Here is a 21,754-nt window from a genome sequence, read left to right on the forward strand (position 1 = left end):
GGAAGCCCCTGTTTGCCGCCTTTGAAAAATCGCAGCAATGGCTGGCGTCGCAGAAGCCGGATGTGCTGGTGGTGATCTACAACGACCATGTCGATCAATATTTCTACGACGCATGGCCTACCTTCAGCATCGGCCTGGCTGAACAATATGACATTCCCGATGAAGGACTTGGCGCACGCGCGTTTCCTCCTATTCCCGGCCACAAAGAACTCGCAGCGCACATCGCTACGAGCATGGTGGCCGATGGATTTGACATCACTGCTTCGCATCGCATGTCGCTTGATCACGGATTTCTTTCTCCCATGCCGCTGCTGGACGATGGATGGAAGATCCCGGTGGTGCCGCTGACGATCAACGTCGTGATGGAACCGCTGCCCTCGCCGCAACGTTGCTGGCAAATGGGCGAGGCTGTGGGCCGGGCCGTTCAAAGTTTTCCCGGCGATCAGCGCGTTGTGGTGTTCGGCACCGGAGGACTCTCGCACCAGCTTACCGGCCCAAATTGCGGACGAGTAACAGCCGAGTGGGACCGCAAATTTATGGATCTGATTGAGAAATCTCCGCAAGAGTTGAACTCTTACACCATGGCGGATTTTGCCCGCCTGGGCGGAGAGCACTCAGTGGAAGTGGTGCAATGGATGGCGATGCGCGCCGCCCTGCCGCCACTCGCGCGGATGGAGCGCAAATTTTATTATCCGTTTGGGATGATGGGATACGGAATCATGACATTCCGCGTCCCAGACTAAGCAGAAAACATTCGAGAGGGCAAAGCATGATTCGAACCGGCCGGCTGTATCTGGATTCGCTCCGCGATGATCGCGAAATATGGATCGATGGAGAACAGGTCCGCGATGTCACGCTCGATCCACGCTTCAGGCCGGTGGCCGAATCTATTGCCGAGCTGTATGACATGCAGCACGATCCTCAGCTTCAGGAGAAGCTCACTTACATCACTCCGGATGGAGAGCGCACAGGGCTTTCCTATATAGAGCCGCGTTCGCAAGCTGACCTGGTGCGTCGCCGTGAAATGGTCAAGGTGTGGATGGACTGGACTGGCGGCATGATGGGGCGCAGCCCGGATTTCATGAACGTCCATATGACCGGCCTGGGTTCCGCGCAGGACTACTTCGCACGCGGCGGCGAGCGGTTTGGCAGGAATATTCGCAACTATTACGAACACTTGCGCAAGAACGATCTGGCGCTGACGCACACGCTGATCAATCCACAAACGGATCGTTCCAAGCCGGTGCACCAGCAGAATACGGCAGCGGCGATTGTGAAGGAAACGGACGCGGGAATCGTAATTCACGGTGCCCGCATGATCGCGACTCTGGCGCCATTTTCCAACGATATTGCCGTCTTTCCTTCAACGTTTCTACAACTCTCGGATGATGCAAAGCCATATGCCTTTGCGTTCTCTATTCCAGTCGCAACCCAGGGGCTGCGTTTCATTTGCCGTCCGGCCATCACCCCGCTCGGCGGCCGTGTCCAGGATTACCCATTCTCTGCGCGTCTTGACGAGATGGACTGCGTCGCCATTTTTGACAATGTGCTGGTTCCGTGGGAACGCGTCTTCATTTATCAGGAGCCCAAGCTCGGCAACGGCATGTTCGCCGAAACCGGCACCATGAACCAGATCATGCATCAATTCGCCACCAAGAACCTGGCTAAAGCAGAGTTTTTGCTCGGCGTGGCCTTGAATATGGCAGACGCTGTGGGTATCGGCGGATTTCAGCATGTGCAGAACCACATCCATGAAATGATCAACACAGTGGAGTTGGTGCGGAGCTGCATTCGCGCGTCAGAAGTTGACTGCGTGCCCGGTCCAAACGGTACCGTGTTGCCGAATGAGCAATCGCTGCTCACCGTGCGCACGCTGTTTCCGCAGCTTTATCCACGGCTGGTGGAGATCATTCAGATCCTGGGAGCAAGCGGCCTGGTAATGGTGCCGAGCCATGAAGAACTTTCGAGCGAACGCGCTGGGGACGTGGAGCGCTACTACCAGGGCGCAACCATCCCTGCGGACAAACGCATTGAACTCTTCCGCATTGCCTGGGACCTTTCCTGCTCCTCTTTTGCCGGACGACAGACACTTTATGAACGCTATTTTTCCGGCGATCCGTGGCGGCTGGCCATGCTGCGCTACCAGAACTATCCGCGACAGCAGGAACTCAAGCAGCGGGTATGGGATTTTTCCAAGCGCACCGCCGAGTGGGACAAGCGCGAGCAACAGAAGAGTGAAGCTACGCAGGAAAAGAATCATGTCACGGCCTGAGGCCAAAGTCACACCTTCGGTGCCGGGCGCAAGCGCGGAGGCCGCGGCATTTCGCGATGTAATCCGGCATCTAGCCTCAGGTGTGACCATTATTACGAGTTCGCTGGACGGGGAGCCGGTGGGTTTGACGGCCACAGCCGTTTGCTCGGTTTCAGCCACGCCGCCAATGCTGCTTGTTTCACTGACAGCGGCTTCACGCACGGCCCAGGGCGTGGCGGAAACAGGCGCATTTGCCGTGCACTTGCTGCCACACGCAGGTCGCAGATACGCCGAACAGTTTGCCTCCCGCGGTTCGCACTTTCAGGATGTGCAGTATTCACCAACATCGGACAAGCAAATTCCGGTGTTGGCAAATGCCCTCGGCTGGTTTTTGTGTCAGGTGGAACAGTCATTGCCGGTGGCTGACCACGTGATTTTTGTGGGACGGGTGCTGCAATGCGAACTTAAGGACAAATCGCCGGACCCGCTGCTCTATTTTGATCGCAATTACCGAAAGCTCGCTGCAGGCGCAGAACGCGGCGCAGGAAATCTGGAGCCCTGGGGATCGCAAGATGCGGGCTTGCCCGGCTTCGGCTGGTAAGTAGTCTTTTGTTTTTGTAAACCAGGAGGAACCATGGACGCGGTTGCACGACTCTTACAAGGCTCAATCGATCTGCACATCCATCCTTCGCCGTCACTCTTTCCCCGGCGCATCGATGCCGTGGAAGCAGCGCAGCAGGCGGCGCAAGCCGGGATGCGCGCCATCGTGATCAAGAGCCATCACCACACCACCGCGCCGGAGCTGGTGCCAATGAAGAACCATGACCTCAAGGACATTCCTACTCAGGTTTTTGGTGGCGTGGTCCTCAACAGCTATGTCGGCGGGCTGAATCCTTATATTGTCGATATGACTCTCCGCATGGGCGGCAAGATCGTGTGGTTTCCCACGATCTCATCCATAAACCACATTAAGCACCATGAAGCGCAGCCGCACATGAAGTTTCCTTCGCAAGTGGGCCGAGAACTCCCGGATATTCCCGTCAAGGTTCTGGACGAAAAAGGCGAGCTTCTCCCCCAGGCGCGGCTGATTCTGGAGTTGATTGCCGAAGCTGACGCAATTCTATCCACTGGACATGTTTCCGTTCCTGAGGCGCTGGCGCTGCTGCGCGGAGCCAAAGAAGTGGGTGTGCGTCGCATGATTATCAATCATCCGGATTTTGTGGTCGATGCCAGTGAAGAGGAAGTGCAGGAGTTTGTCCGGCTGGGCGCTTACATTGAGCACTCCATGTGCATGTACCATCCGGAATCGACGTTCCATTTCTGGGACTTTGACCGGCTGAAGCGATGGATCGAACTGGTAGGACCGGAGCGCACGCTTCTGGGATCCGACCTTGGACAGAAAAACAATCCGCTGCCAGTGGAGGGACTGCGCTATACCGTGGAGAAGCTGTTGGACATCGGAATCAAAGAGCATGAAATCGAGTTCATGATCAAGAAGAACGCGGAGGCGCTGCTGGGCCTGGAAGAAGCCGCCGAGCGCCGCCTGCCGGCCAGGAAAGGAGCATGACCAGATGAGTATCGCCAAAACCACAGAGCAGAAATCGAGCGGCAAGGCTTACAACTGGGAGAACATCCCTTCTGAAGTAGTGCGCGCAGGAATCAGCCGGAAGGGCTTCAAGTGGAAAGACATGATGATGGTGATGAACGAATGCCATCCCGGCATGAAGTTAAATCCGCATAGCCACACGTTTGAACAGATGGCATACATTGTGAGCGGACGCGCCATTTATCATGTGGGCGATGTTGGGCATGAGGTAGGCCCAGGGTGTTTTCTGGTTATTCCTGCAGGGGTGGTCCACTATATTGAACCGCTGGGCACTGAACCGGTCATGAACCTGGATTTTTTCCTGCCCGCTCGGGAAGACTACATGCATCTTGTGAAGTATCTGGACGAAGACAAATAAGTGATTGGCAGCAATGGGTGAGGCCGCTCTCACAGAGAGCGTGTTGGAGGAAACTGATGAGTTTGGATGGATTGAAGTTTGATCTCTGCTGCGCCGCGCGGCTGTTATTCCGCTTTGGCCTGAGTGTGGGTAACGCCGGACATCTCAGCATCACCGCGGGTGAAAATCGGATGCTGGTAAACCGTTTTGGGCCATCCTTCGCCACCATGACGCCGGCCGACGTCCTCATTATGGATTTCAATGGCAACGTTCTGGAGCACGATCCTTCGATTAAACCCTACGTGAATGAGACGATCCATCTTCATGGGGTAATTCATCGCTACAACCCGCACATCACTGCTGTGGCGCATACACATCCGCCCAACACGGTGACGTGGACCACCTTCCGCAAGTTGCCGCAGACATTTGATCAGGAGAGTTGCCTGCTGGCGGATGACATCGCAATTGTGGACGAAGATTTCACCGGCCTGGCGCAATCAGAAGATCGCGTGCGTCCATTTGCTCAGGCGCTGGGCAAGAAGCCGGTGGTGCTGTTGCCCAATCACGGCGCTATCACCAGCGGTCCCAGCATTCAATCTGCGCTGTTTCGCATGATGCTGCTGGAAGGGGTATGCCAGCGCAACATCTCGGTTGCGTCAGCGGCGCAGGTCACCGGCTACACTCCGCATGCCATTGCTCCGGAGCACGCGCTCACGGCCAAACATGAGTTGGCAAAGATACCGATTCTGGACGCGCTATGGGAAGACCTGCTGAAGCGTCTTCGCCAAACAGACGCTGATTTGTTCCACACACAGAGCAACCAGGAGATGCGGGATCGCAAGCCACATGCATTAAGTTCGCGCGGGTGATGCAAATAGCATTTCTGGAGCAGCCTATAGACCGGCGGCCCCTCGCGCGATTTCTTAATGTCGGTATCGTCCACGAATCTCGTTACTAGTCGATATCTGTATTGCTATTCAGAACTCCCCCAGATCGCCTCTGCCTTGGGCTGCTGCCACAATCGCAGCGGCTTCGGCAATTGGCATGCGCTTAAGCCCTAATGTCTGCGGCGCTAAAAAGAGATAGCTTCCAACCGCCATGGTTGGCAGAGTCTCATAAACTCCGGCGGTACAAGCACCCATAAGTCTGGGCTGCCCCCTGACACTTTCGCGTTTGCGGAAGAATCCACTTGCCGAAACCCATTATTTTTACTGATTCACGCGCTGGTAGCTCTTAACGCGACATATCGGGATCCCACACCGCAAGCGTGATCTACGTCACACGCGCAATTCCCACTTTTACGTAATATTGCGCCCACGGTCGCAAGTATCACAACGTGCGTGTGATCGGCGGAGATGTTAATTCCGGTTGGAGCGTACCTAAATCAGCAAGGAGCTTCCATGATGAAATCGATCAGCAATCTATATCGTTTAGGGTGCATCTGCCTGTTGTTTGTTCTCGCCTTTCCTGCAGTGAGCCATGCGATTCCCGCTTTTGCTCGCCAATACCAGACTTCATGCGCTACCTGCCATTCTGACTTTCCTAAGCTAAATGATTTTGGCAAAGCCTTTAAAGATGCCGGTTTTAAGTTCCCAACCGATGATGAAGGTTTTTTGAAGGTTCCTCCGGTTCTGCTGGGCGCGCCTGCACAAAAAGATCTTTTTCCCAAGGCCATTTGGCCGGGCACAATCCCCGGCTTGCCTCCGATCGGCCTGAGGATGAATACATTCTTTCAGAAGACCAGCGGCAATCGAGGCAAGTTTGACGCGCTTGTTCCTCCCGGCACGGTCGCACCATTTATTCCGAAGACGGATTTCAGCTCCGGACTGTTCAGCATATTCACCGCCGGTAACTTTGGCAGCGATATCGCCTTCTGGGTGGATTCTGACATGAACGTCGGCGGTGACAACACAGCCGGCGGCCTAGGCGATGGTTACCTCAAATTCGTGAATATTGGCCGGCTGCTTAAGATGAAGAAAGATTCGCTCAGCTTGCGCGTGGGACGATTCGAACTGGATCTACCCTTCAGCCAGGCCAGGAACATTAATATTAGTGGTTATGACATCTTTGATCAGGCCAACATCGGGAACCAGAATCCGGCATTCTCACAGAAGAACGTTAACAACCAGCTAACGATGGCCGACGCAATGAACGGAGTAGAGTTTAGTGGAGGCCACCAATATGGCGGCTACCACTACTCAATCGCCTTTATTGATCAGAATACCAGCGGGCTCAACCAGGCGTCCAACAACAGCGACTTTGTCCCTTCACCGGCCGGATTCGCGTCTGATTCCAACTTCAAAGATATTTATGCTCGCGTTTCGTATCGCTTCAATCTGGAACGCGATCCGGCCAGCCGCAATGCCGTACAAGCTGCCGGAGCATCCGGCCCGCGCGACCATACCTACATCAACCTGGGCAGCTATTACTTTTATGGCCGCTCAGTACAGCGGTTCAGCGGTGAAACGCTGCTTGGTGATCCTGCGGTGCTGACCGTGAGAGAACCGTTTTATCGCACAGGCGCCGATTTCAGCTTTAACTATCGCGCCTTCAACCTTTACGGCCTCTTCATGTACGGGCACGACACGAATGAGTTACCCATCGACTCCACGGGCACTCCGGTTCCATTGCCACTGGATCCCACCACACCCACTGCTACGGGATTCCTTCACGGCCAGCCGGCAAGCTTTACCGGGGGCTTTGTCCAGGCTGATTACCTGATTCATCCCTGGCTGATGGCGATCATGCGCTGGGATGCGGTTAACTCAGGTGAAGATAAGCTCAACAGTCTTGCCGGGGCGGCGCCTCTTACATTCCACACAACGCGGAACCGATTCACTCCTGGCATACAGTTCCTGATTCATGCCAACATCAAAGCTTCATTTGAATACCAGTTCCGCCCGCAACAGAGCGTAACTATCATCACCAATCCCATTACCGGACTTCCATCGTCGATTGAGCCGTTCCGCACCAACACGGCCGTGGTGGCTCTGGAATGGGTGTACTAAATACTTTGGAGAGGATGCACTCATGAAAACGAAATACATATTGTTAGTCTCAATTCTCGCCCTCGCAGCCACTCAGATGAGCTTTGCCGGTAGCCTCAAGGGAAAGGTCGCCCCGGGAAAATCGGTGGTCTATCTGGAATCGGCTGCTCCGGTGCCAGTCACCACGGACAAACCCGTCACCATGGACCAGAAGGGGCTCAGCTTCCAACCTCATGTAATGGTCATTCAACTAGGGACAACCGTAGAGTTCCTGAACAGTGACAAGGTTCAACACAATGTCTTCTGGCCATCGATTTCCGGCGACAAGAAGAAGACACACAACATGGGAACCTGGCCGCAGGGACAAAAGAAGGGATTCAAGTTCAACGATCCCGGCGTGGTAACGCTGCTCTGCAACGTTCACCCTGAAATGGCCGGCTACATCATTGTTTCTCCGACTCCCTACTTTGCCGAGACCGATGCGAACGGCGCTTACACCATCGCCAATGTCCCGGACGGGCAGTACACTGTCAACGCGTGGCATGAAGGCAAAAAGATTTCGTCCAAGAAAATAACCGTAACCGGCGATACATCAGCCGATTTCACACTGCAGTAAGAGACGTGTGCGGGGCGGCTTTGGCCGTCCCGCTAAACCCAAGCGCGGGGGCTTAAGACGTCATGCAGAAGCGTTTTCAAAACAAAACGGTAGACAGGGACTGGCTCAACACCAACTTTCCCTGCATGATGGCCTGCCCGGCCCACACCAATGCCGGGCGGTACGTGGCGCTGATTGCGGAAGGCAGGTTTGAAGAAGCCTACCGCTTCGCCCGCGATCCCAATCCCCTGGCCAGTATCTGCGGAAGGGTATGCGCGCATCCTTGTGAGAGCGCCTGCCGCCGCGGCGAAATCGATAAGCCCATTCAGATTCGCGCGCTCAAGCGCTTTCTCACCGAGCGTCATGGGCCGGAATCCAAAAACTTCAAGCCTTCACCCGTTGAGAAACAGCCAGCTCTGCCATACAAGGTTGCGATCATCGGTGCCGGCCCGGTCGGCCTTTCCGCAGCGCACGATCTGGCCTTGATGGGATACTCCGTCACCATCTTTGAGGCTGCTGCTGTCCCGGGCGGCATGCTCTATCTGGGAATTCCTGAGTATCGCCTGCCTCGCGACGTGGTTGAAGCTCAGGTGCGGGAGATCCTGGAGACAGGTGACGTCACGCTCAAATTGAACCAGCGCGCCGGCAAAGATTTTTCTGTGGAAGACCTCCGCTCGCAGGGCTTCGATGCTGTGCTCATCGCCGTGGGCGCGCACCGCAGCCGCGATCTTTCCATTCCCGGCGTCGATCTGGATGGCGTCTATAAAGGCATTGACTTTCTTCTGAACGTGAACCTCGGCTACAAATTCACCATCGGCAAGAAAGTTGTAGTGATTGGCGGCGGCAATGTCGCCATGGACGTGGCGCGTTCCGCCGCGCGCGAAGTGGTACGCCAGCATGAGATTCCGACTGAAGAGTGGTCCAAGAACATCAGCGCCGTAGCTTCACATGAAATGGTCGACATTTCTCTTTCCGCGCTACGCATGGGCGCAAGCGAAGTTCACATTGTCTGTATTGAGCGCCGCGACGAAATTCCTGCCGCGCTGGAAGAAGTGGAAGAAGCTGAAACTGAAGGCGTGATCATCCACGCTGGCTTCGGACCTAACAAGGTCATTGGCCAAAATGGCCGCGTTACCGCTCTTGAAACCGTACGCACCAGCCGTGTGTTCGACGAGAACGGAAGATTCAGTCCGCAGTTTGCCGCCGGAAGCGAATCACTTGTGGAATGTGACACGGTGATCATGGCTATCGGCCAAACTCCCAACCTGGATTTTCTCGGCAAGGAAAGCAAGATTGAGTTGTCATCGCGCGGCCTGATTTCCGTGGACCGCAGCAACCTGATGACCTCGGTCCCCGGCATCTTTGCCGGTGGTGACTGCGTTTTTGGCCCACGCCTGATCATCGATAGCGTGGCGGACGGCAAGCGTGCTGCCGTTGGCATTGACGAATTTCTGCGCGGACAAAAGCATGCCGATCCCATTCTAGAAGTTGAAGTCTTTGACATGCACCAGATGATCACCAACTACATGGAGATCGCGCGCAAGTCTGTTCCCATGCTGCCGCTGGAACGGCGCACCGGCGTTACAGAGGTGGAAATTGGCTTCGATGAACAGACTGCCATTGAAGAAGCGCAACGCTGCCTGCACTGTTGGGTCAATACCGTTTTTGAAGGAACTGAGGTCGATGGCAGCGAATGCGTTCTCTGCGGCGGCTGCGTTGATGTTTGTCCCGAGCAGTGCCTTGAGCTTGTGCCGCTGGAAAACTTCGAGTTTCCCGAGCCCGTGCTCGCTCACTTGGAACAAAACGAAAGCGCCTATGAGGTCGAATTGCGCGGGGTAAAACCACAGGAACTGGCAATGGGAACCCTTTCCGGAGCAGTGATGGTAAAAGACGAGACACGCTGCATCCGCTGCGGGCTATGCGCGATGCGCTGTCCGGTCAAGGAAATCACCATGGAAGCATTCCACTTCAGGTCAGCCGAGAGCACCGGGCTGATCCCAATACAGTCATTTGATTTGAGGAGCAGCAAATGAGCAACGTGAAAACACAGGAGCAAACGACCGGCGAGATCGCCAAGGACTGCGGTTGCAAGGACAGCAGCCGCCGGGAGTTCTTTGCCAAGGTCGGCATGGGATCACTGATTGTGGCGGCTGCCGGCACAGGTTTGTTTTCCTACGAATATTTCTCGCCGAATGTGTTGTTTGAATCCGCTCCCATCATCAAGGCGGGCAAGCCGGACCAGTTCCCCGCGGGTACCGTAACGCTGGATGCGCAGAGCGGAATTTACCTGATCAACGGCGCCAAAGGCTTTTACGCTCTAGGCGCAATCTGCACGCATCTGGGCTGCCTTACAGCATGGAAGCCTGAGCTTGATTTGATTGCGTGCCCCTGCCATGGCAGCCGCTTCAACCGTGATGGCGTAAAAGTGGCTGGCCCTGCGCCGCAACCTCTCCCCTGGCTAAAGGTCTGGCTGGCGGAAGATGGCAACCTGATGGTCGATCGTTCAACCACGTTGAAAGAACCGGAATACGTGAAGGTATAAGCATGGCCATAACAGTCAAAGAAGAGTTCGAGCGGATCAGGAATACGGAAGTCTGGCGGACGATATTTCGCAGCGGCAGCGGATCAAGCAATCTGCATCGCTCCCAGGCCGTCCAGCAGAATATCTTTCTTCATCTGTTCTCGGTAAAAGTCCGTTCACGCGCTCTGGAATTCAGTCCCACATGGTATCTGGGAGCGCTCACGCTGAGTACGTTCTTCATCCTGATTGCCACCGGCATTCTGCTGATGTTTTATTACCACCCATCTGTGCCGCAGGCGTATGCGGACATGAAGGACCTGCAATTTGTCGTTGCCTCTGGCGTCTTTTTGCGCAACCTGCATCGGTGGTCGGCCCACGCGATGGTGTTTCTGGTGTTCGCGCACATGTTCAAAGTGTTTTATCGCGGGGCATATCGTCCGCCGCGGCAATTCAACTGGGTGATTGGCGTGTTCCTTCTGCTCATCACTCTGCTGCTCAGTTACACCGGCTATCTCCTACCCTGGGACCAGTTGGCGTTTTGGGCTGTCACGGTCGGTTCCAACATAGCAAAGGCCGTTCCGTTGATGGGAAAACAGATTCGCTTCCTGATGCTGGGCGGAAATGAAGTAAATGCCAATGCCCTGCTACGCTTTTACGTGCTCCACTGCGTGATCCTGCCGCTGGCGGCAATTCTTCTGGTCGGCGTTCACTTCTGGCGCATTCGCAAAGATGGCGGCCTCTACGTTCCGGAAAAGAAGAACTTATGACCGAAGGACCCAAGCTGCAAACAGATGTGAAGATGCAGGCTGAAGTGCAGTCTGACGTGCGCAAGAACCCACGGCGTATTGCTTTCATCCTGCGCCGCACTTCTCCGTACGTAAAGACGCAGGACGACGGCCGGGTCATGACTTATCCCACGGCGCTGGCACGATTCATTATTGCCCTGGAAGTTGCCTTCGTGCTGCTGGTGTGGATTTCATTGATCGCGAACGCACCGCTGGAAGGCATTGCCGATCCAATGCACACGCCCAACCCAGCCAAAGCGCCCTGGTATTTTCTGGGACTCCAGGAACTTCTGCACTATTTCCCTCCGATGGTCGCGGGAGTTCTCGTCCCAGGGTTGGTGGTGGGTGCGCTCATTGTGATTCCTTATTTCAACATCAACATTGAAGGTGAAAGCTTGTGGGCCAGAGACCGCAAGCGGAGACTAATGATAGTCGGCGTCGCGCTTGTCCTGTTCTGCATTTTCCTTCTGGTCTTCGACGTAATCGTAGCCCTGGTGCCGACAATCCTCATCGGCGGCCTGATGTTATGGTCAGCACGTTTTTCGCCGGAGTCGCCGAAGTTGTTTCATCGCTGGCTGGCTTCCAAGCCGCTTTCTTTCTGGATCATGTCCTGGTTTCTGGTTGAACTGACAATCCTTACGGTAGTGGGTACGTTCTTCCGCGGCCCAGGATGGAGTTGGGTGTTGCCGTGGCAAAGCTATTAAGAGGGAGAGCCTAAGTGGACGATAACAACAAACCCGCTCCTTTGCGCAGTCGCCCCACACTGCGAGAGCTGGCTTATTTCGGCGCCGTAAGTCTGGTGCTGTTGATCTCGCTGGCCATTGCGCCCGCCAAAAATTATTTCAGTGATTGGCGCCATTATCAAAAGTCTTATTTAAAGATTGCCGCAGAGCGACAAAGCGGTACTCTGGTGCGTAGTTTTCATGGCGGCATTCGCCAGACATGGATTGCCAAGCTGGGTGTTGTCGATCGTTGCGAAAGCTGCCACGTCAACATGAATGGCGCACTCGTGGGCGCGACGGCACAGCCATTTCGCAAACATCCGCCGATTCCCCACGAGATTGATCAGTTCGGCTGCGTCACGTGCCATCGCGGACAAGGCCCGGCAACGTCAGTAGAAGAAGCGCACTACACCACTGAAGCTTGGGAACAGCCGTTGCTTCCGGCAAAATACCTGGAGTCAGGATGCGGACAATGTCATCTTGGCCCGCTTGAAGGCGCACCAAAACTTGGTGAAGGCCGCAGCCTGCTTTCAAGTATGGGCTGCGTGCATTGCCACAACGTTACTCAGCCCGATGGCAATCAACTCACTCCTGGCGATAATCCACCGCCGCTCACGCACATCGCAGAAAAAACCAGCCGCGAATGGATTTATGCCTGGATCAAGAACCCTCAGGCGTATGCTGCCTCGGCCACTATGCCGAACTTCCTGCTCAATGATCAGGATGCGGCGGACATCTCAGCTTTCCTGATGGCGCAGAGCACGCCGTCTGCCGCCTCGAAAGCTGAGATCAAGCCCGTTGCCGCAGCGGCCCCTGCCGGCGCCGATGCCGGGACGGAAGCAACTACGCTGTATGGCGCATCCTTCTGCTCTTCCTGCCACGCGGTCCAGAATGAAGCCGGCAATCTTGTTGGCGGCAATTTTGGTCCAGAGCTAACGCGAGTCGGCAATAAAGTGAATCCGGACTGGCTGCGCCGCTGGCTCGCCAATCCCGCAGCCTATCACCCTGACACGCGCATGCCGCACTACCGCATGGATGACAAGCAGATCGCGCTGCTTTCCAGTTTTCTGCTGGCGAAAAAAGACAATGACTTGCTGGCGAATGTGCATCTTTCGCCTTCCAACGCGGACAATGTTGCACGCGGAAAAAAGCTGGTCACTGAGAGCGGCTGTGCAGCCTGCCACCAGATCAACGGCGTGAACCCGCCGCAGAATTTCGCTCCCGATCTAACCAGAGTCGGTAGCCGGGCGCTGGCGCAAGTTGTCTTTGCACCGGGCATGAAACACAACCTGCCGGACTACATTGCCGCCAAAATCCACGATCCGCGCTCTTTTGGTCCCGGCCTCAAGATGCCGAAGTTTACGCTGACTGACGCGCAGACTGACGCGCTGGCTACGGCGTTACTCGCGCAGACAGACCGTGCTGCAACTTATCCGAAAGAGTTGATCATCAGCGGCGCGCGCCCCTCGAACTATCATCCCGGCGGCGACGCCGGCAAGCTGATGGATGATCTCCGCTGCCTGAGCTGCCACGCCATCAACGGCAATGGTGGTGACATGGCGCCGGACCTCACATGGGAAGGAAGCTCAGTGCAGCGCGCATGGCTGGAAGACTTTCTTAAGAACCCCAACACGCTCAGGCCGGCGCTGATCCGCCGCATGCCCAAGTTCAACTTGAGTCCCGGAGAAGTCAAGACACTTGCCGATTACATCAGCGTGGCGTATCAGGGGCCGGGCTTTGATTCTCAAACACTGGATACACATTCCCTCAATGCCGACTCAGCCGCGCGCGGCAAGCAGCTCTTCTATTCCAAGTATGGCTGCCAGTCCTGCCACATTGCTGACTACAAAAATGACAAAGGGTACGTGGGACCTGCTTTAACCAGCGTTGGCACGCGATTAACGCCGGTGTGGACGTACAAGTGGCTGAAAGATCCGAATGCTCTTCGCGCCGGAACGCTTATGCCGAATTTCGGACTGAAGGATGACGAAGCCCGCGATCTCACCGCATTCCTGATGACGTTGAAAGCAAAACAAGGAGGCGGCAAATGAAGCGCCTTACCCTCCTGCTTCTTATTTGCGTAGCGCTGATTGCCGGCTGCCGGCATTCGGCGACGCAAGCGCCCAAGCCCGCAGCTTACGGAACTCAGATCGTTGAAGTCAGCGGCGGCAAGCAACTTGCGCAGGTCGGCTCGCCGCTGCCACAACCGCTGGTCCTGCAGGTTAACGGTGCAGACGGCAATCCAGTCACAGGCGCGCTGGTCACGCTCCACGGAGAAGGAATCCAGTTCGCGCCGACGCAGGCATTGACCGATTCCAGCGGACAGGTCACAGTGGTGGCGCAACTGGGATACAATCCCGGGGACTATCAGGTAACCGCGGAGACGCCGAAATCCGGCGGAGGCGCGGCGAGCCTGAGCCTGCGTGAAATTGCTCTGGGTTACGAGCAGACAGTTGGGAAGATGGTGAATGACAAGTACTGCATCCGCTGCCATGATCCTGAATCGACGCCGGAACGCGTCTCAAACCTTGATAATCTTTCACCTGCTCCGCACCAATTTACCGATGGCACAACGTTGAACCGAATCTCCGACGCCGATCTTACCAATATGATCGCCCATGGAGGACCAGCGCTGGGCAAATCACCACAGATGCCGGCGTATGGTGCAACGTTGAAACCGGCGGAGATCAAGGCAATGCTTTCCTATATCCGTACCATCGCCGATCCCCCGTACCAGACTCCAGGAGTGAAATATGGGAAATAGATATTTTGTTCGTATGCTTGTTGTCGCGCTAACACTTGGCGGCCTCTATTGCTCAGCGCAGGTGTTGTCACTGGGCAAGGTGAACGATCCGGTTTCCAAGCGGCTGCAAAAGCAATATTTTGCGCAGCTTCAGCAAATTGCTACGGAAACCACGACGATCCATTTCCCATATCCTTTTTATTTCAGCCAGGCCCTGGACATCGACGAGGCGCGGCAAAAGCAGTTGCCGCAGGGATCCATCCGATTCGATCAGTTCAACGGCCAGACCGTTCTGGCGATTTCTGGCAATTACTACATTTCATATTCATCCAGCCAGCTCAATGGCAACCAGCGTGCCCGCAAAACCTATGAGGACGTGGTTCTGCCACTGCTGAAAGCAGCCGTGGCCCGCACCGACCGCAGTGTTCCCTTCGAAGCTTACGCGTTCGAAGTTTCTCACCACGTTCGTAACAAAGTGCTCAAGGTAAATACAGAGGGCGCGGAAAACCTGATGATCCTGTTTCCGCGGGCGGTTGCAGAGAAACTGGTCCACGCAAAAGACACGGAATCGCAACAGAGTGCCTTGCTGGAGAGCGAAATCTATCTGAACGGCAAGCCGTTCACGCTCTGGCTAACTGGCGACGACGCACCCGAAGACGTAAGAGATCATTACCTGGCCCGGCATGGCCACGGCGATTCAACCAAGACTTCATCCACCACTACAGAGCCAGTGGAACCGGGAACACTTGTCAGCACAAATCTTGTTTCAGAGTCCGAATTGTCCAGAACAGTCAGAGAACGCCGGAACGCACCGCCCGACCTCTCCCCAGCCAGACTGGACAAGCTGCGGTTGACTTACGATCCCACGTTGCAGAAGCTGGTTTCTGAATTGAAACAACAAGCGCGTTTTGTGGATTATGCCCCGCCATCCTTTATAGCATTCCATAACGGCGCTTACCTTCAGCTCAGCATGAATACCGATCTGGAACAGCCGGCAGGGTCGTCGCAATACCGCATCGCCGCGATGGCGTTTGAGAGCCACATCTCACACGTCCTGCGGCCGGTGACAAAGTATTTCCATGACAACCCGCAGTTTGATGGCATTGACTTCAGTACCACGGTACACCAGCCTGGCCAGTCCGGCAGCCAGTCAGTGGAGTTTGTGGTTTCATTTGCAACTTTGCTTTGCTATGAGAAATACGATTGCACAGGACAAGAGTTAATCAACCGCAGCATGGTGCTCATCAACGGTGAGCGCGTTGCTCTGGATTTGCAGCGAGCCGAAGAGGAATACGCAGCGCACTAAGTGCGTGAAATCGAGGTACATCGGTGCTTGAGGGTAAATTGTTGTAGTAAACTGCGGCGCTGCCATCTCTCCAGCGGTGCCTCATCAATTCTCTTTGTTGGATTGTTTTCCTGAGTTGCAGGTGACCGGACAAGAACTCTCACGCGCCATCATCACCGCAGCATCTCTGTCACTTTACAATTGTCTGCGACTTCTTGCTGACCGCGAGTGAAAGATATCGCCCATCTTCTTCAAACATCATTTGGGCATCAACAAGCTGCTTGAGCATAGTGCGGGTCTTTTCACTATCCATCCCATTACCAGCTGCGTTGTTGACCATCTCTTGAATGGCAGTGAAGGAGCGACTCTCATCGCAAAAAAGATAGACCTCAGCGGCTAGTCCGCGAAGTGTCGTCCTTCGGCCTGCGGCATTACTATGGCTGGTAAGCGGACGATTGTCGTAAATAGTTATAAATCCAGGGCCTTTTTCGTAGTAACAGAACCATTTTCTTTGTTTCCAGGATTCCTGCCATTGGGCAATGAACTCAAGGGACGGGCGGATGTAATCCAGCGATTCGTCCGGTTCAGCTTCGCCTTTGCGATTGAAGTAATACGCAAGTTTATCCAGGTCTACCAGTTCCTCCGGGAAGAGCAGCTTATAAAAAGGAGAAGCCTCGAGCGCGAGCGAGTATTTCTCCCGGTCAAAGAAATACGGGCTAAAGCGCTCGAAGATAACCGTGTTCGTTCCTGTCGGCGGACAAAGATGGCTAATTGCGCGAAAAATTCGCGCAAAATTCTGGTAATCCTCCGCAGTCTCTCCGGGGAAGCCATAGAGAAGATTCCAGGCGGGGAAAATGCCGAACTCGTAGCACCACTTGAGCAACTGCAGATTCTGGATGGCAGTAACGCCCTTGTTCATCAGCTTCAACAGGCGGGTGCTCACACTCTCAATTCCAGGTTGGATCTTGGAAATTCCGGCAGCACGAAGCAACTCCACCTGCCTGCGAGTCATGTTCGCTTTGACCTCAAAAAACAGAGTCAGGTCAAAGTTAGCCTCTGCGAGCTTTGGCAGAAGCTCCGTGAAGTAGTCCATGGCCAGGATGTTATCTACCGCATCCAGCGTGAGACAGCCATAGTTTTTAGCGATGCTCAGTATTTCCTCATACACCCGTGCCGGAGTTTTTTTGCGGAATGCCATCGTGCTGCCATTGAGGCCGCAAAAAGTGCAGTGGTGTTTAGCACCCCACCAACATCCACGCGAAGCCTCAAAAGGCAAGGAAATGCGCGTCTGTTTGTGAATCCCGGCCCTCTCCATGGCATTCACGTAATCGGAATAGTCGGGTGCGGGAGATTCGTTCAGATCTTTCACGGGTTGGCCGCTCTGGTGTCCATCGATCAGAGTTTTGTCTTTTCGAATCGAAACTCCGGGTACGAGCTTGAAATGATTGCCAGCAGCGACATTGTCCAACAATTCGGGGAGGCTTTGTTCGGCCTCGCCGTGGACCACGTAATCAATCCAGTCGAAATCTTTGAGGACTTCGAAACCCATTTCCGAATCCATACTGGCGCCGCCCAAAATGATCTTTATCCTGGGATGCTTTTCTCGAATTCTCCGCGCCAAAAGCAACGACGCGGTAGTTTGAGCGAAAGTGACGGAAAAACCCACAGCCGCGTATTGTGACCAGTCAATTTCCTCCAGACAGGTATTTACAAATCGCGGTACGCTTTCTTCGGCAATCTTCTGGCAGATTCCATCCGCGCCGGCCGCCATCTTGGCAAGCTCCGACTTAAAGCGCGTTCCCAGCGAACCTGTTAGGGAGCTCCAATTATTGTCGAGCAGTCCAAGACTTTTCTCTCCAAAAAGTGCGGTAGAGAAAAACCATTCCGGAAAGAAGGCGGATGCTTCGGAAATCCTGGTATAGAGATCAACGCCGATTTCCTGGGCAAATCGTATGTTCAGATGGTGAACATCGCAGGGATAGCCCTGGCGCTTGAGGACCTGCTTAAGCAATGCTACGGCGATTGCGCCCCGGGCGACGGCACCCCACGGCATGTATATCAGTGCAACGCGAGGTTTATCGGCAACGATCACCGGGTGCTGAACGGAGGAAACAGAGGTGTTGGAGACAGGTTCTGAAGTGCTCATAGCCAATCAGGGATCGTCTGCCAGCCGGGCCCATAGGATGCAGGAAATTCCTGCTGATGAGCAAGCTACACGCAAAAGCAGATCGAATTACAAAAGTATGGCACAGAAGTTGGCGGATCAAACATTCTCTTTGCTCATAACAACGCCACTACGTTCCATTTTGGGAAGTCAACATCGCAATTTTTTTTAGCGCTCCATTCTAGAAGCCTCAGATAAGGTAGCATTCCCCCAAGACACCATCCGTATTATTTTTGGGAAACATTGGTGACCAGAATGGCTGATAAAAAGATACTTAATAGACAACGTTATCAATTGCATTTATGGCTGGGAGAAAAGGAATACAGGCTGCTCCAAGAGTTATCCAGAGAAGGAGATGAACCCATGAGTAGGATCCTGCGCCGGATGATTCGGCAACTTGTGACAAATTCGTCAGCGAGCAGTGCTGCCAGGAATGCCAAGTTCTAGTCCCGACGCAAGATTTTGCCGTCAGCAAACAGGTGTTGCAAACACGCCATCCGGAAGCAGCGGATGATGCTGCTACGCTCGTGCCAATGCTCGAATCTCCCGGATCAGAATTTTGGTACCACGTTGGTACCAATTGCTTGCTTCAAGTGCTCGTCTGAGGTAGATAGGAGATGCGAGCGTTCATCGTTCATCTCTTCCTATCCCGGAGCGCGAGATGCAAGCTGTTTTCAGTAAAGCCCCAATTCCCTACCGCCGTGTTGAGTCTCTTTCTTTGCTGCACCGTGAAGGCGAAGCTGTTGCATTGAACGAAACCGGCACAAGAATATGGGACCTGATTGACGGGAACCGAACCGCTGAGGATCTCGCTGCGGAGTTCTCGAGGGATTACCCGTCAGATCTCAAAGGCAGCATTGCCTCTAAGGTTGAGCAATTTTTGACAACCCTCTTTCGATTAGGAGTCCTCAAGATATCCGGGGCCGAATCTTCCTTGGAAGGCGTTGCGGTTGAGCCATCCGGTGCGCAGGGCGAGGCGGAGATGCCGGCAGACGTTAAGCGCGGCATCGATCCGATGAAATCGGTCTGCATGACGCCAAAACACGAAATTCGTGAGGCGCTGAGTACCAGCGAAAAGATTGAGCAGCTGTATTGGGAAAAGCGATACATCCAGAAAATGCATCTGGAGCTCACCTACCGATGTAATTTCCGGTGTGTCCACTGCTATAACGCAACGCACACCGGCGCCGAAACGGAAATGACCACCAAAGAGTGGTGTTCCGCCCTGGAGCAACTGGAACAGTTAGGATGCCACACCGTAACCTTCACTGGTGGCGAAGTGTTCGTGCGCAAAGATGCTCCGGAAATCATGCAAGCCGCCTGCGACCGCGCATTCTCCATCCTGATCAACACAAACGGCTCTCTCATCAATGAGCCTCTACTCCAGAAGCTGGAGTCAATGCGCCCCTTTTTGCGCATGCTAGAGGTGAGCTTTTACGGAGCGACTCCTACCGTTCACGACACCTTAGCGCGCCGACCCGGCTCCTATCAATCAACGCTCCGAGCATTGAAACTATTGATTGAGGCCAGAATTCCGGTTATGGCCAAGTACGTCACCATGCGTGACAACTACGATGGCATTCCGCGATTCAAGCATGATATGCAGGAGTTACGAGTTCGGCATGAAGTCTCAACCGGCCTATTGATTCCCAAGACCAACCGGGACGAGTCGCCCCTTGTGCAGATACTGACGGACGACCAATTCAAGCAGATGTTGGTGGAAACAAACGGCGCCGGTATGGCTGAGGGATCGGAAGTAGGAAATTGCCGTCCAGGTTACGTTCGCGGCGCCATTACTCCCGATGGAAACGTGAGCCCGTGCGAGTGGCTTACCGATTTCAAGCTGGGTAATATTCGCGAAAAGTCACTGACTGAAATCTGGTATTCACAGCCGTTCCTGAATTTTCGCAAGATCTTTGACGAGGAGCCGGAATGCCACACCTGCGAATTAAGGTCAGGTTGTCAGCGTTGTCCGGCACAGTCCTACCTGGAAACAGGTAATCTTCTGCATTGCGCGCCTGTGCCAAGCCACTACGCAGAGCTTTACCAGGAATATCGCAAATCTCAAACCGAGAGGCAGTCTCATCATGTCTGAAATCAGTGCTCCGCAAGTTCAGCTTCGACCGCATATCGGTACAAGGCTGATTGGCGACTCACTATGTCTTATCAATCAAAAGCTCAGTGAGGTTTGGCTCTTTCAGGGCGTAAGCAAGAAAATCTGGGAGCGCCTGCAGGAAGGCGCGCCGCCCGCTCAGATTACGGACGAACTGCACGCCAAGTTTCGAGTGCCGCGGGAAAAGATCAGCCATGACGTTACACGGTTTCTTGAGGACTTGTGGCAGCGCAGGATCGTCGATCTGGCCGGGAGGGAAAACGTCTCTGATCTTGAACGGGCCGCAATGGTTACGGAGGAGCCACATAACAAGAACGGCAAGCTGTGGAGAAAGGCATTTTCTTCGAACGTGCTGTTTCGAATGTGGATTGACCTGCTGATCCCGTGTAATTTGCGGTGCCGGCACTGCTACCTGGATTTCAGCAAGAACGATATCGTCCCGTTCAAAGATGTCTGTAGATATCTGGATGAACTTGCGGAACAAGGCTGCCCGGAAGTGGTGCTCACGGGCGGGGAGATCTTTTTGAGAAAAGATCTGCTCGACATTATCGCGGAAGCCGAAAAACGCGGCTTTATGTTTGAGCTTTTCACGAACGGAAACTACATCGATGAAAAAATGGCCGACCGCCTGGCCAAGCATTGCATTGAAGCCGTTCAGATCAGTGTTTATGGAACGAGCGCGGAATTACATGAAAGAGTGACCCGCAAGCCGGGAACTTTTGCCAAGAGCATAAGAGCGGCAAAGCTCCTTGTGGAGCGCGGCATCGTTGTCCGTCTGGTAAACACGGTTCAAAGAGAAAATTTTGAAGATGCTTTCCGGTACCCTGACTTTGCCAAGTCACTGGGCGCGGAATGGGAGCTTGATAGCACCCTCATGCCGAATCGGAATGGTTCACAAGAGCCGCTTTCCTATGGCGTAACAGTATGGCAGCAGGCCGAATTGCATAAGGCCGGGCTCCTCCGGGAACCAACCACCGGGGTGATGTGCTCGGCGGCGATAGGCAAGGGCAGAATTACGGCGCATGGAGATATATACCCATGCAACGTCATCAACACAGCCACCTTGGGCAATCTCAAGCAAAATTCCTTGGCGGAGATATGGGCATCGCCATGGCGTAAGGAACTGCGGCACAGGATCATCAACTACAAGCCTACTCGCTGTGGCAGTTGCTCCAATACGAGCGACTGCGTTCCTTGCGCCGCCACACGCGGGTTCAATCAGGAAGGGTTTGAGGACGCTCCCGTCTCCCAAGCCTGCATGTTAACCACGGCAACTCTGCTCTCAAAAGGGCATGTGCCTTCATCCAGTTCGCCATTGGGCAAACTCGCCGCTGTTACGAGCGGCGTAGATGAAGTTCTGTCCCAGAACGCCGGACAGCTAATTCACCAAGGCCTGGTTCAGATAACCCTGCCAACGCCAGCGCAGGGTGCCCTGCAAGATCCTAGATAGGAGAAAGGAGGTGAGAGGAGATGCCGGAAAACAAGAAAGCGAGCGAAGAGATGTACGTCGAGCCTACTGTTGAAGTCAGCGGTCAAGTGGTCGATCCATTGGCCCCTGCAGCTAATAGTCCTTCAGTTACAATCTGCGGCTGCTGTTTCTGCTAGTGTCAGCTGCATTCGGCTCTGGAGACGCAGTGTTCCGCAC

At 54.5% G+C, this 21,754-nt stretch carries 19 protein-coding genes; 17 read left to right on the forward strand and 2 right to left on the reverse strand.

All coding sequences use genetic code 11. The annotated features are described in order from the left end of the window. The 6 genes from LAO76_27220 to LAO76_27245 all read left to right on the forward strand — a co-directional run. Positions 1-743, forward strand: a 743-nt coding sequence (locus tag LAO76_27220) for a gallate dioxygenase (protein ID MBZ5494634.1), incomplete at its 5' end; no start/stop codon positions are given. Positions 744-769: 26 nt separating this feature from the next. Continuing rightward, positions 770-2,272: a 4-hydroxyphenylacetate 3-monooxygenase, oxygenase component gene (gene hpaB, locus LAO76_27225; GenBank protein ID MBZ5494635.1), complete on the forward strand. Its 1,503-nt coding sequence runs from the start codon at positions 770-772 to the stop codon at positions 2,270-2,272. Further along, positions 2,259-2,852 (forward strand): flavin reductase family protein, encoded by a 594-nt coding sequence (locus tag LAO76_27230; GenBank protein ID MBZ5494636.1) that lies wholly within the window; start codon positions 2,259-2,261, stop codon positions 2,850-2,852. Before hpaB ends, LAO76_27230 begins: the two co-directional genes overlap by 14 nt. 33 nt (positions 2,853-2,885) lie before the next feature. Then, positions 2,886-3,818 carry a hypothetical protein gene (locus LAO76_27235; protein ID MBZ5494637.1) on the forward strand — a complete coding sequence of 311 codons (933 nt, stop codon included), beginning with the start codon at positions 2,886-2,888 and terminating at the stop codon, positions 3,816-3,818. Positions 3,819-3,822: 4 nt separating this feature from the next. Then, positions 3,823-4,215 carry a cupin domain-containing protein gene (locus tag LAO76_27240; GenBank protein ID MBZ5494638.1) on the forward strand — a complete coding sequence of 131 codons (393 nt, stop codon included), beginning with the start codon at positions 3,823-3,825 and terminating at the stop codon, positions 4,213-4,215. 56 nt (positions 4,216-4,271) lie between these two features. Beyond that, a complete protein-coding gene (locus LAO76_27245; GenBank protein ID MBZ5494639.1) occupies positions 4,272-5,063 on the forward strand; it encodes a class II aldolase/adducin family protein in 792 nt (263 codons plus the stop codon). A gap of 108 nt (positions 5,064-5,171) precedes the next feature. Here LAO76_27245 and LAO76_27250 read toward each other — a convergent pair whose 3' ends face one another. After that, positions 5,172-5,336, reverse strand: a complete 165-nt coding sequence (locus tag LAO76_27250; GenBank protein MBZ5494640.1) for a hypothetical protein — start codon at positions 5,334-5,336, stop codon at positions 5,172-5,174. Positions 5,337-5,594: 258 nt separating this feature from the next. Here LAO76_27250 and LAO76_27255 point away from each other — a divergent pair, with 258 nt between their 5' ends. The 9 genes from LAO76_27255 to LAO76_27295 all read left to right on the forward strand — a co-directional run bounded on the left by LAO76_27255 (position 5,595) and on the right by LAO76_27295 (position 15,853). Continuing rightward, positions 5,595-7,202 (forward strand): hypothetical protein, encoded by a 1,608-nt coding sequence (locus LAO76_27255; GenBank protein MBZ5494641.1) that lies wholly within the window; start codon positions 5,595-5,597, stop codon positions 7,200-7,202. A gap of 22 nt (positions 7,203-7,224) precedes the next feature. Next, on the forward strand, positions 7,225-7,797 hold the full coding sequence (locus LAO76_27260; protein MBZ5494642.1) for a carboxypeptidase regulatory-like domain-containing protein: 573 nt from the start codon (positions 7,225-7,227) through the stop codon (positions 7,795-7,797). A 62-nt stretch (positions 7,798-7,859) separates the two neighbouring features. Next, positions 7,860-9,809 (forward strand): FAD-dependent oxidoreductase, encoded by a 1,950-nt coding sequence (locus tag LAO76_27265; protein MBZ5494643.1) that lies wholly within the window; start codon positions 7,860-7,862, stop codon positions 9,807-9,809. Beyond that, entirely contained in the window at positions 9,806-10,318 is a 513-nt protein-coding gene (locus tag LAO76_27270; GenBank protein ID MBZ5494644.1) for a Rieske 2Fe-2S domain-containing protein, read from the forward strand. Before LAO76_27265 ends, LAO76_27270 begins: the two co-directional genes overlap by 4 nt. Positions 10,319-10,320: 2 nt before the next feature. Further along, positions 10,321-11,064, forward strand: a complete 744-nt coding sequence (locus tag LAO76_27275; protein MBZ5494645.1) for a cytochrome b N-terminal domain-containing protein — start codon at positions 10,321-10,323, stop codon at positions 11,062-11,064. Next, positions 11,061-11,786 (forward strand): hypothetical protein, encoded by a 726-nt coding sequence (locus LAO76_27280; GenBank protein ID MBZ5494646.1) that lies wholly within the window; start codon positions 11,061-11,063, stop codon positions 11,784-11,786. Before LAO76_27275 ends, LAO76_27280 begins: the two co-directional genes overlap by 4 nt. 14 nt (positions 11,787-11,800) lie before the next feature. Next, positions 11,801-13,855 carry a c-type cytochrome gene (locus tag LAO76_27285; protein MBZ5494647.1) on the forward strand — a complete coding sequence of 685 codons (2,055 nt, stop codon included), beginning with the start codon at positions 11,801-11,803 and terminating at the stop codon, positions 13,853-13,855. Then, a complete protein-coding gene (locus LAO76_27290; protein ID MBZ5494648.1) occupies positions 13,852-14,568 on the forward strand; it encodes a c-type cytochrome in 717 nt (238 codons plus the stop codon). The genes LAO76_27285 and LAO76_27290 overlap by 4 nt, the downstream gene beginning before the upstream one ends. Next, positions 14,558-15,853, forward strand: a complete 1,296-nt coding sequence (locus LAO76_27295) for a hypothetical protein (GenBank protein MBZ5494649.1) — start codon at positions 14,558-14,560, stop codon at positions 15,851-15,853. The genes LAO76_27290 and LAO76_27295 overlap by 11 nt, the downstream gene beginning before the upstream one ends. Before the next feature lie 169 nt (positions 15,854-16,022). On the opposite strand, the gene LAO76_27300 is transcribed toward LAO76_27295, so the two are convergent. After that, on the reverse strand, positions 16,023-17,978 hold the full coding sequence (locus LAO76_27300) for a RiPP maturation radical SAM C-methyltransferase (GenBank protein MBZ5494650.1): 1,956 nt from the start codon (positions 17,976-17,978) through the stop codon (positions 16,023-16,025). A gap of 679 nt (positions 17,979-18,657) precedes the next feature. On the opposite strand from LAO76_27300, the gene LAO76_27305 reads away from it, so the two are divergent. Both LAO76_27305 and LAO76_27310 read left to right on the forward strand, forming a co-directional pair. Continuing rightward, positions 18,658-20,091, forward strand: coding sequence for a PqqD family peptide modification chaperone (locus LAO76_27305; protein ID MBZ5494651.1), 1,434 nt, complete (start codon positions 18,658-18,660; stop codon positions 20,089-20,091). Beyond that, on the forward strand, positions 20,084-21,559 hold the full coding sequence (locus LAO76_27310; protein ID MBZ5494652.1) for a PqqD family peptide modification chaperone: 1,476 nt from the start codon (positions 20,084-20,086) through the stop codon (positions 21,557-21,559). Before LAO76_27305 ends, LAO76_27310 begins: the two co-directional genes overlap by 8 nt. Positions 21,560-21,754 lie beyond the last annotated feature (195 nt).

The organism is Terriglobia bacterium (genome assembly GCA_020072645.1).
Classification (GTDB): domain Bacteria; phylum Acidobacteriota; class Terriglobia; order Terriglobales; family Acidobacteriaceae; genus Angelobacter.

Coding starts and splice junctions, on each gene's coding strand:
- hpaB (MBZ5494635.1), top strand. CDS start 770: ATGATTCGAACCGGCCGGCTGTATCTGGATTCGCTCCGCGATGATCGC.
- LAO76_27230 (MBZ5494636.1), top strand. CDS start 2,259: ATGTCACGGCCTGAGGCCAAAGTCACACCTTCGGTGCCGGGCGCAAGC.
- LAO76_27235 (MBZ5494637.1), top strand. CDS start 2,886: ATGGACGCGGTTGCACGACTCTTACAAGGCTCAATCGATCTGCACATC.
- LAO76_27240 (MBZ5494638.1), top strand. CDS start 3,823: ATGAGTATCGCCAAAACCACAGAGCAGAAATCGAGCGGCAAGGCTTAC.
- LAO76_27245 (MBZ5494639.1), top strand. CDS start 4,272: ATGAGTTTGGATGGATTGAAGTTTGATCTCTGCTGCGCCGCGCGGCTG.
- LAO76_27250 (MBZ5494640.1), bottom strand. CDS start 5,336: ATGGGTGCTTGTACCGCCGGAGTTTATGAGACTCTGCCAACCATGGCG.
- LAO76_27255 (MBZ5494641.1), top strand. CDS start 5,595: ATGATGAAATCGATCAGCAATCTATATCGTTTAGGGTGCATCTGCCTG.
- LAO76_27260 (MBZ5494642.1), top strand. CDS start 7,225: ATGAAAACGAAATACATATTGTTAGTCTCAATTCTCGCCCTCGCAGCC.
- LAO76_27265 (MBZ5494643.1), top strand. CDS start 7,860: ATGCAGAAGCGTTTTCAAAACAAAACGGTAGACAGGGACTGGCTCAAC.
- LAO76_27270 (MBZ5494644.1), top strand. CDS start 9,806: ATGAGCAACGTGAAAACACAGGAGCAAACGACCGGCGAGATCGCCAAG.
- LAO76_27275 (MBZ5494645.1), top strand. CDS start 10,321: ATGGCCATAACAGTCAAAGAAGAGTTCGAGCGGATCAGGAATACGGAA.
- LAO76_27280 (MBZ5494646.1), top strand. CDS start 11,061: ATGACCGAAGGACCCAAGCTGCAAACAGATGTGAAGATGCAGGCTGAA.
- LAO76_27290 (MBZ5494648.1), top strand. CDS start 13,852: ATGAAGCGCCTTACCCTCCTGCTTCTTATTTGCGTAGCGCTGATTGCC.
- LAO76_27295 (MBZ5494649.1), top strand. CDS start 14,558: ATGGGAAATAGATATTTTGTTCGTATGCTTGTTGTCGCGCTAACACTT.
- LAO76_27300 (MBZ5494650.1), bottom strand. CDS start 17,978: ATGAGCACTTCAGAACCTGTCTCCAACACCTCTGTTTCCTCCGTTCAG.
- LAO76_27305 (MBZ5494651.1), top strand. CDS start 18,658: ATGCAAGCTGTTTTCAGTAAAGCCCCAATTCCCTACCGCCGTGTTGAG.
- LAO76_27310 (MBZ5494652.1), top strand. CDS start 20,084: ATGTCTGAAATCAGTGCTCCGCAAGTTCAGCTTCGACCGCATATCGGT.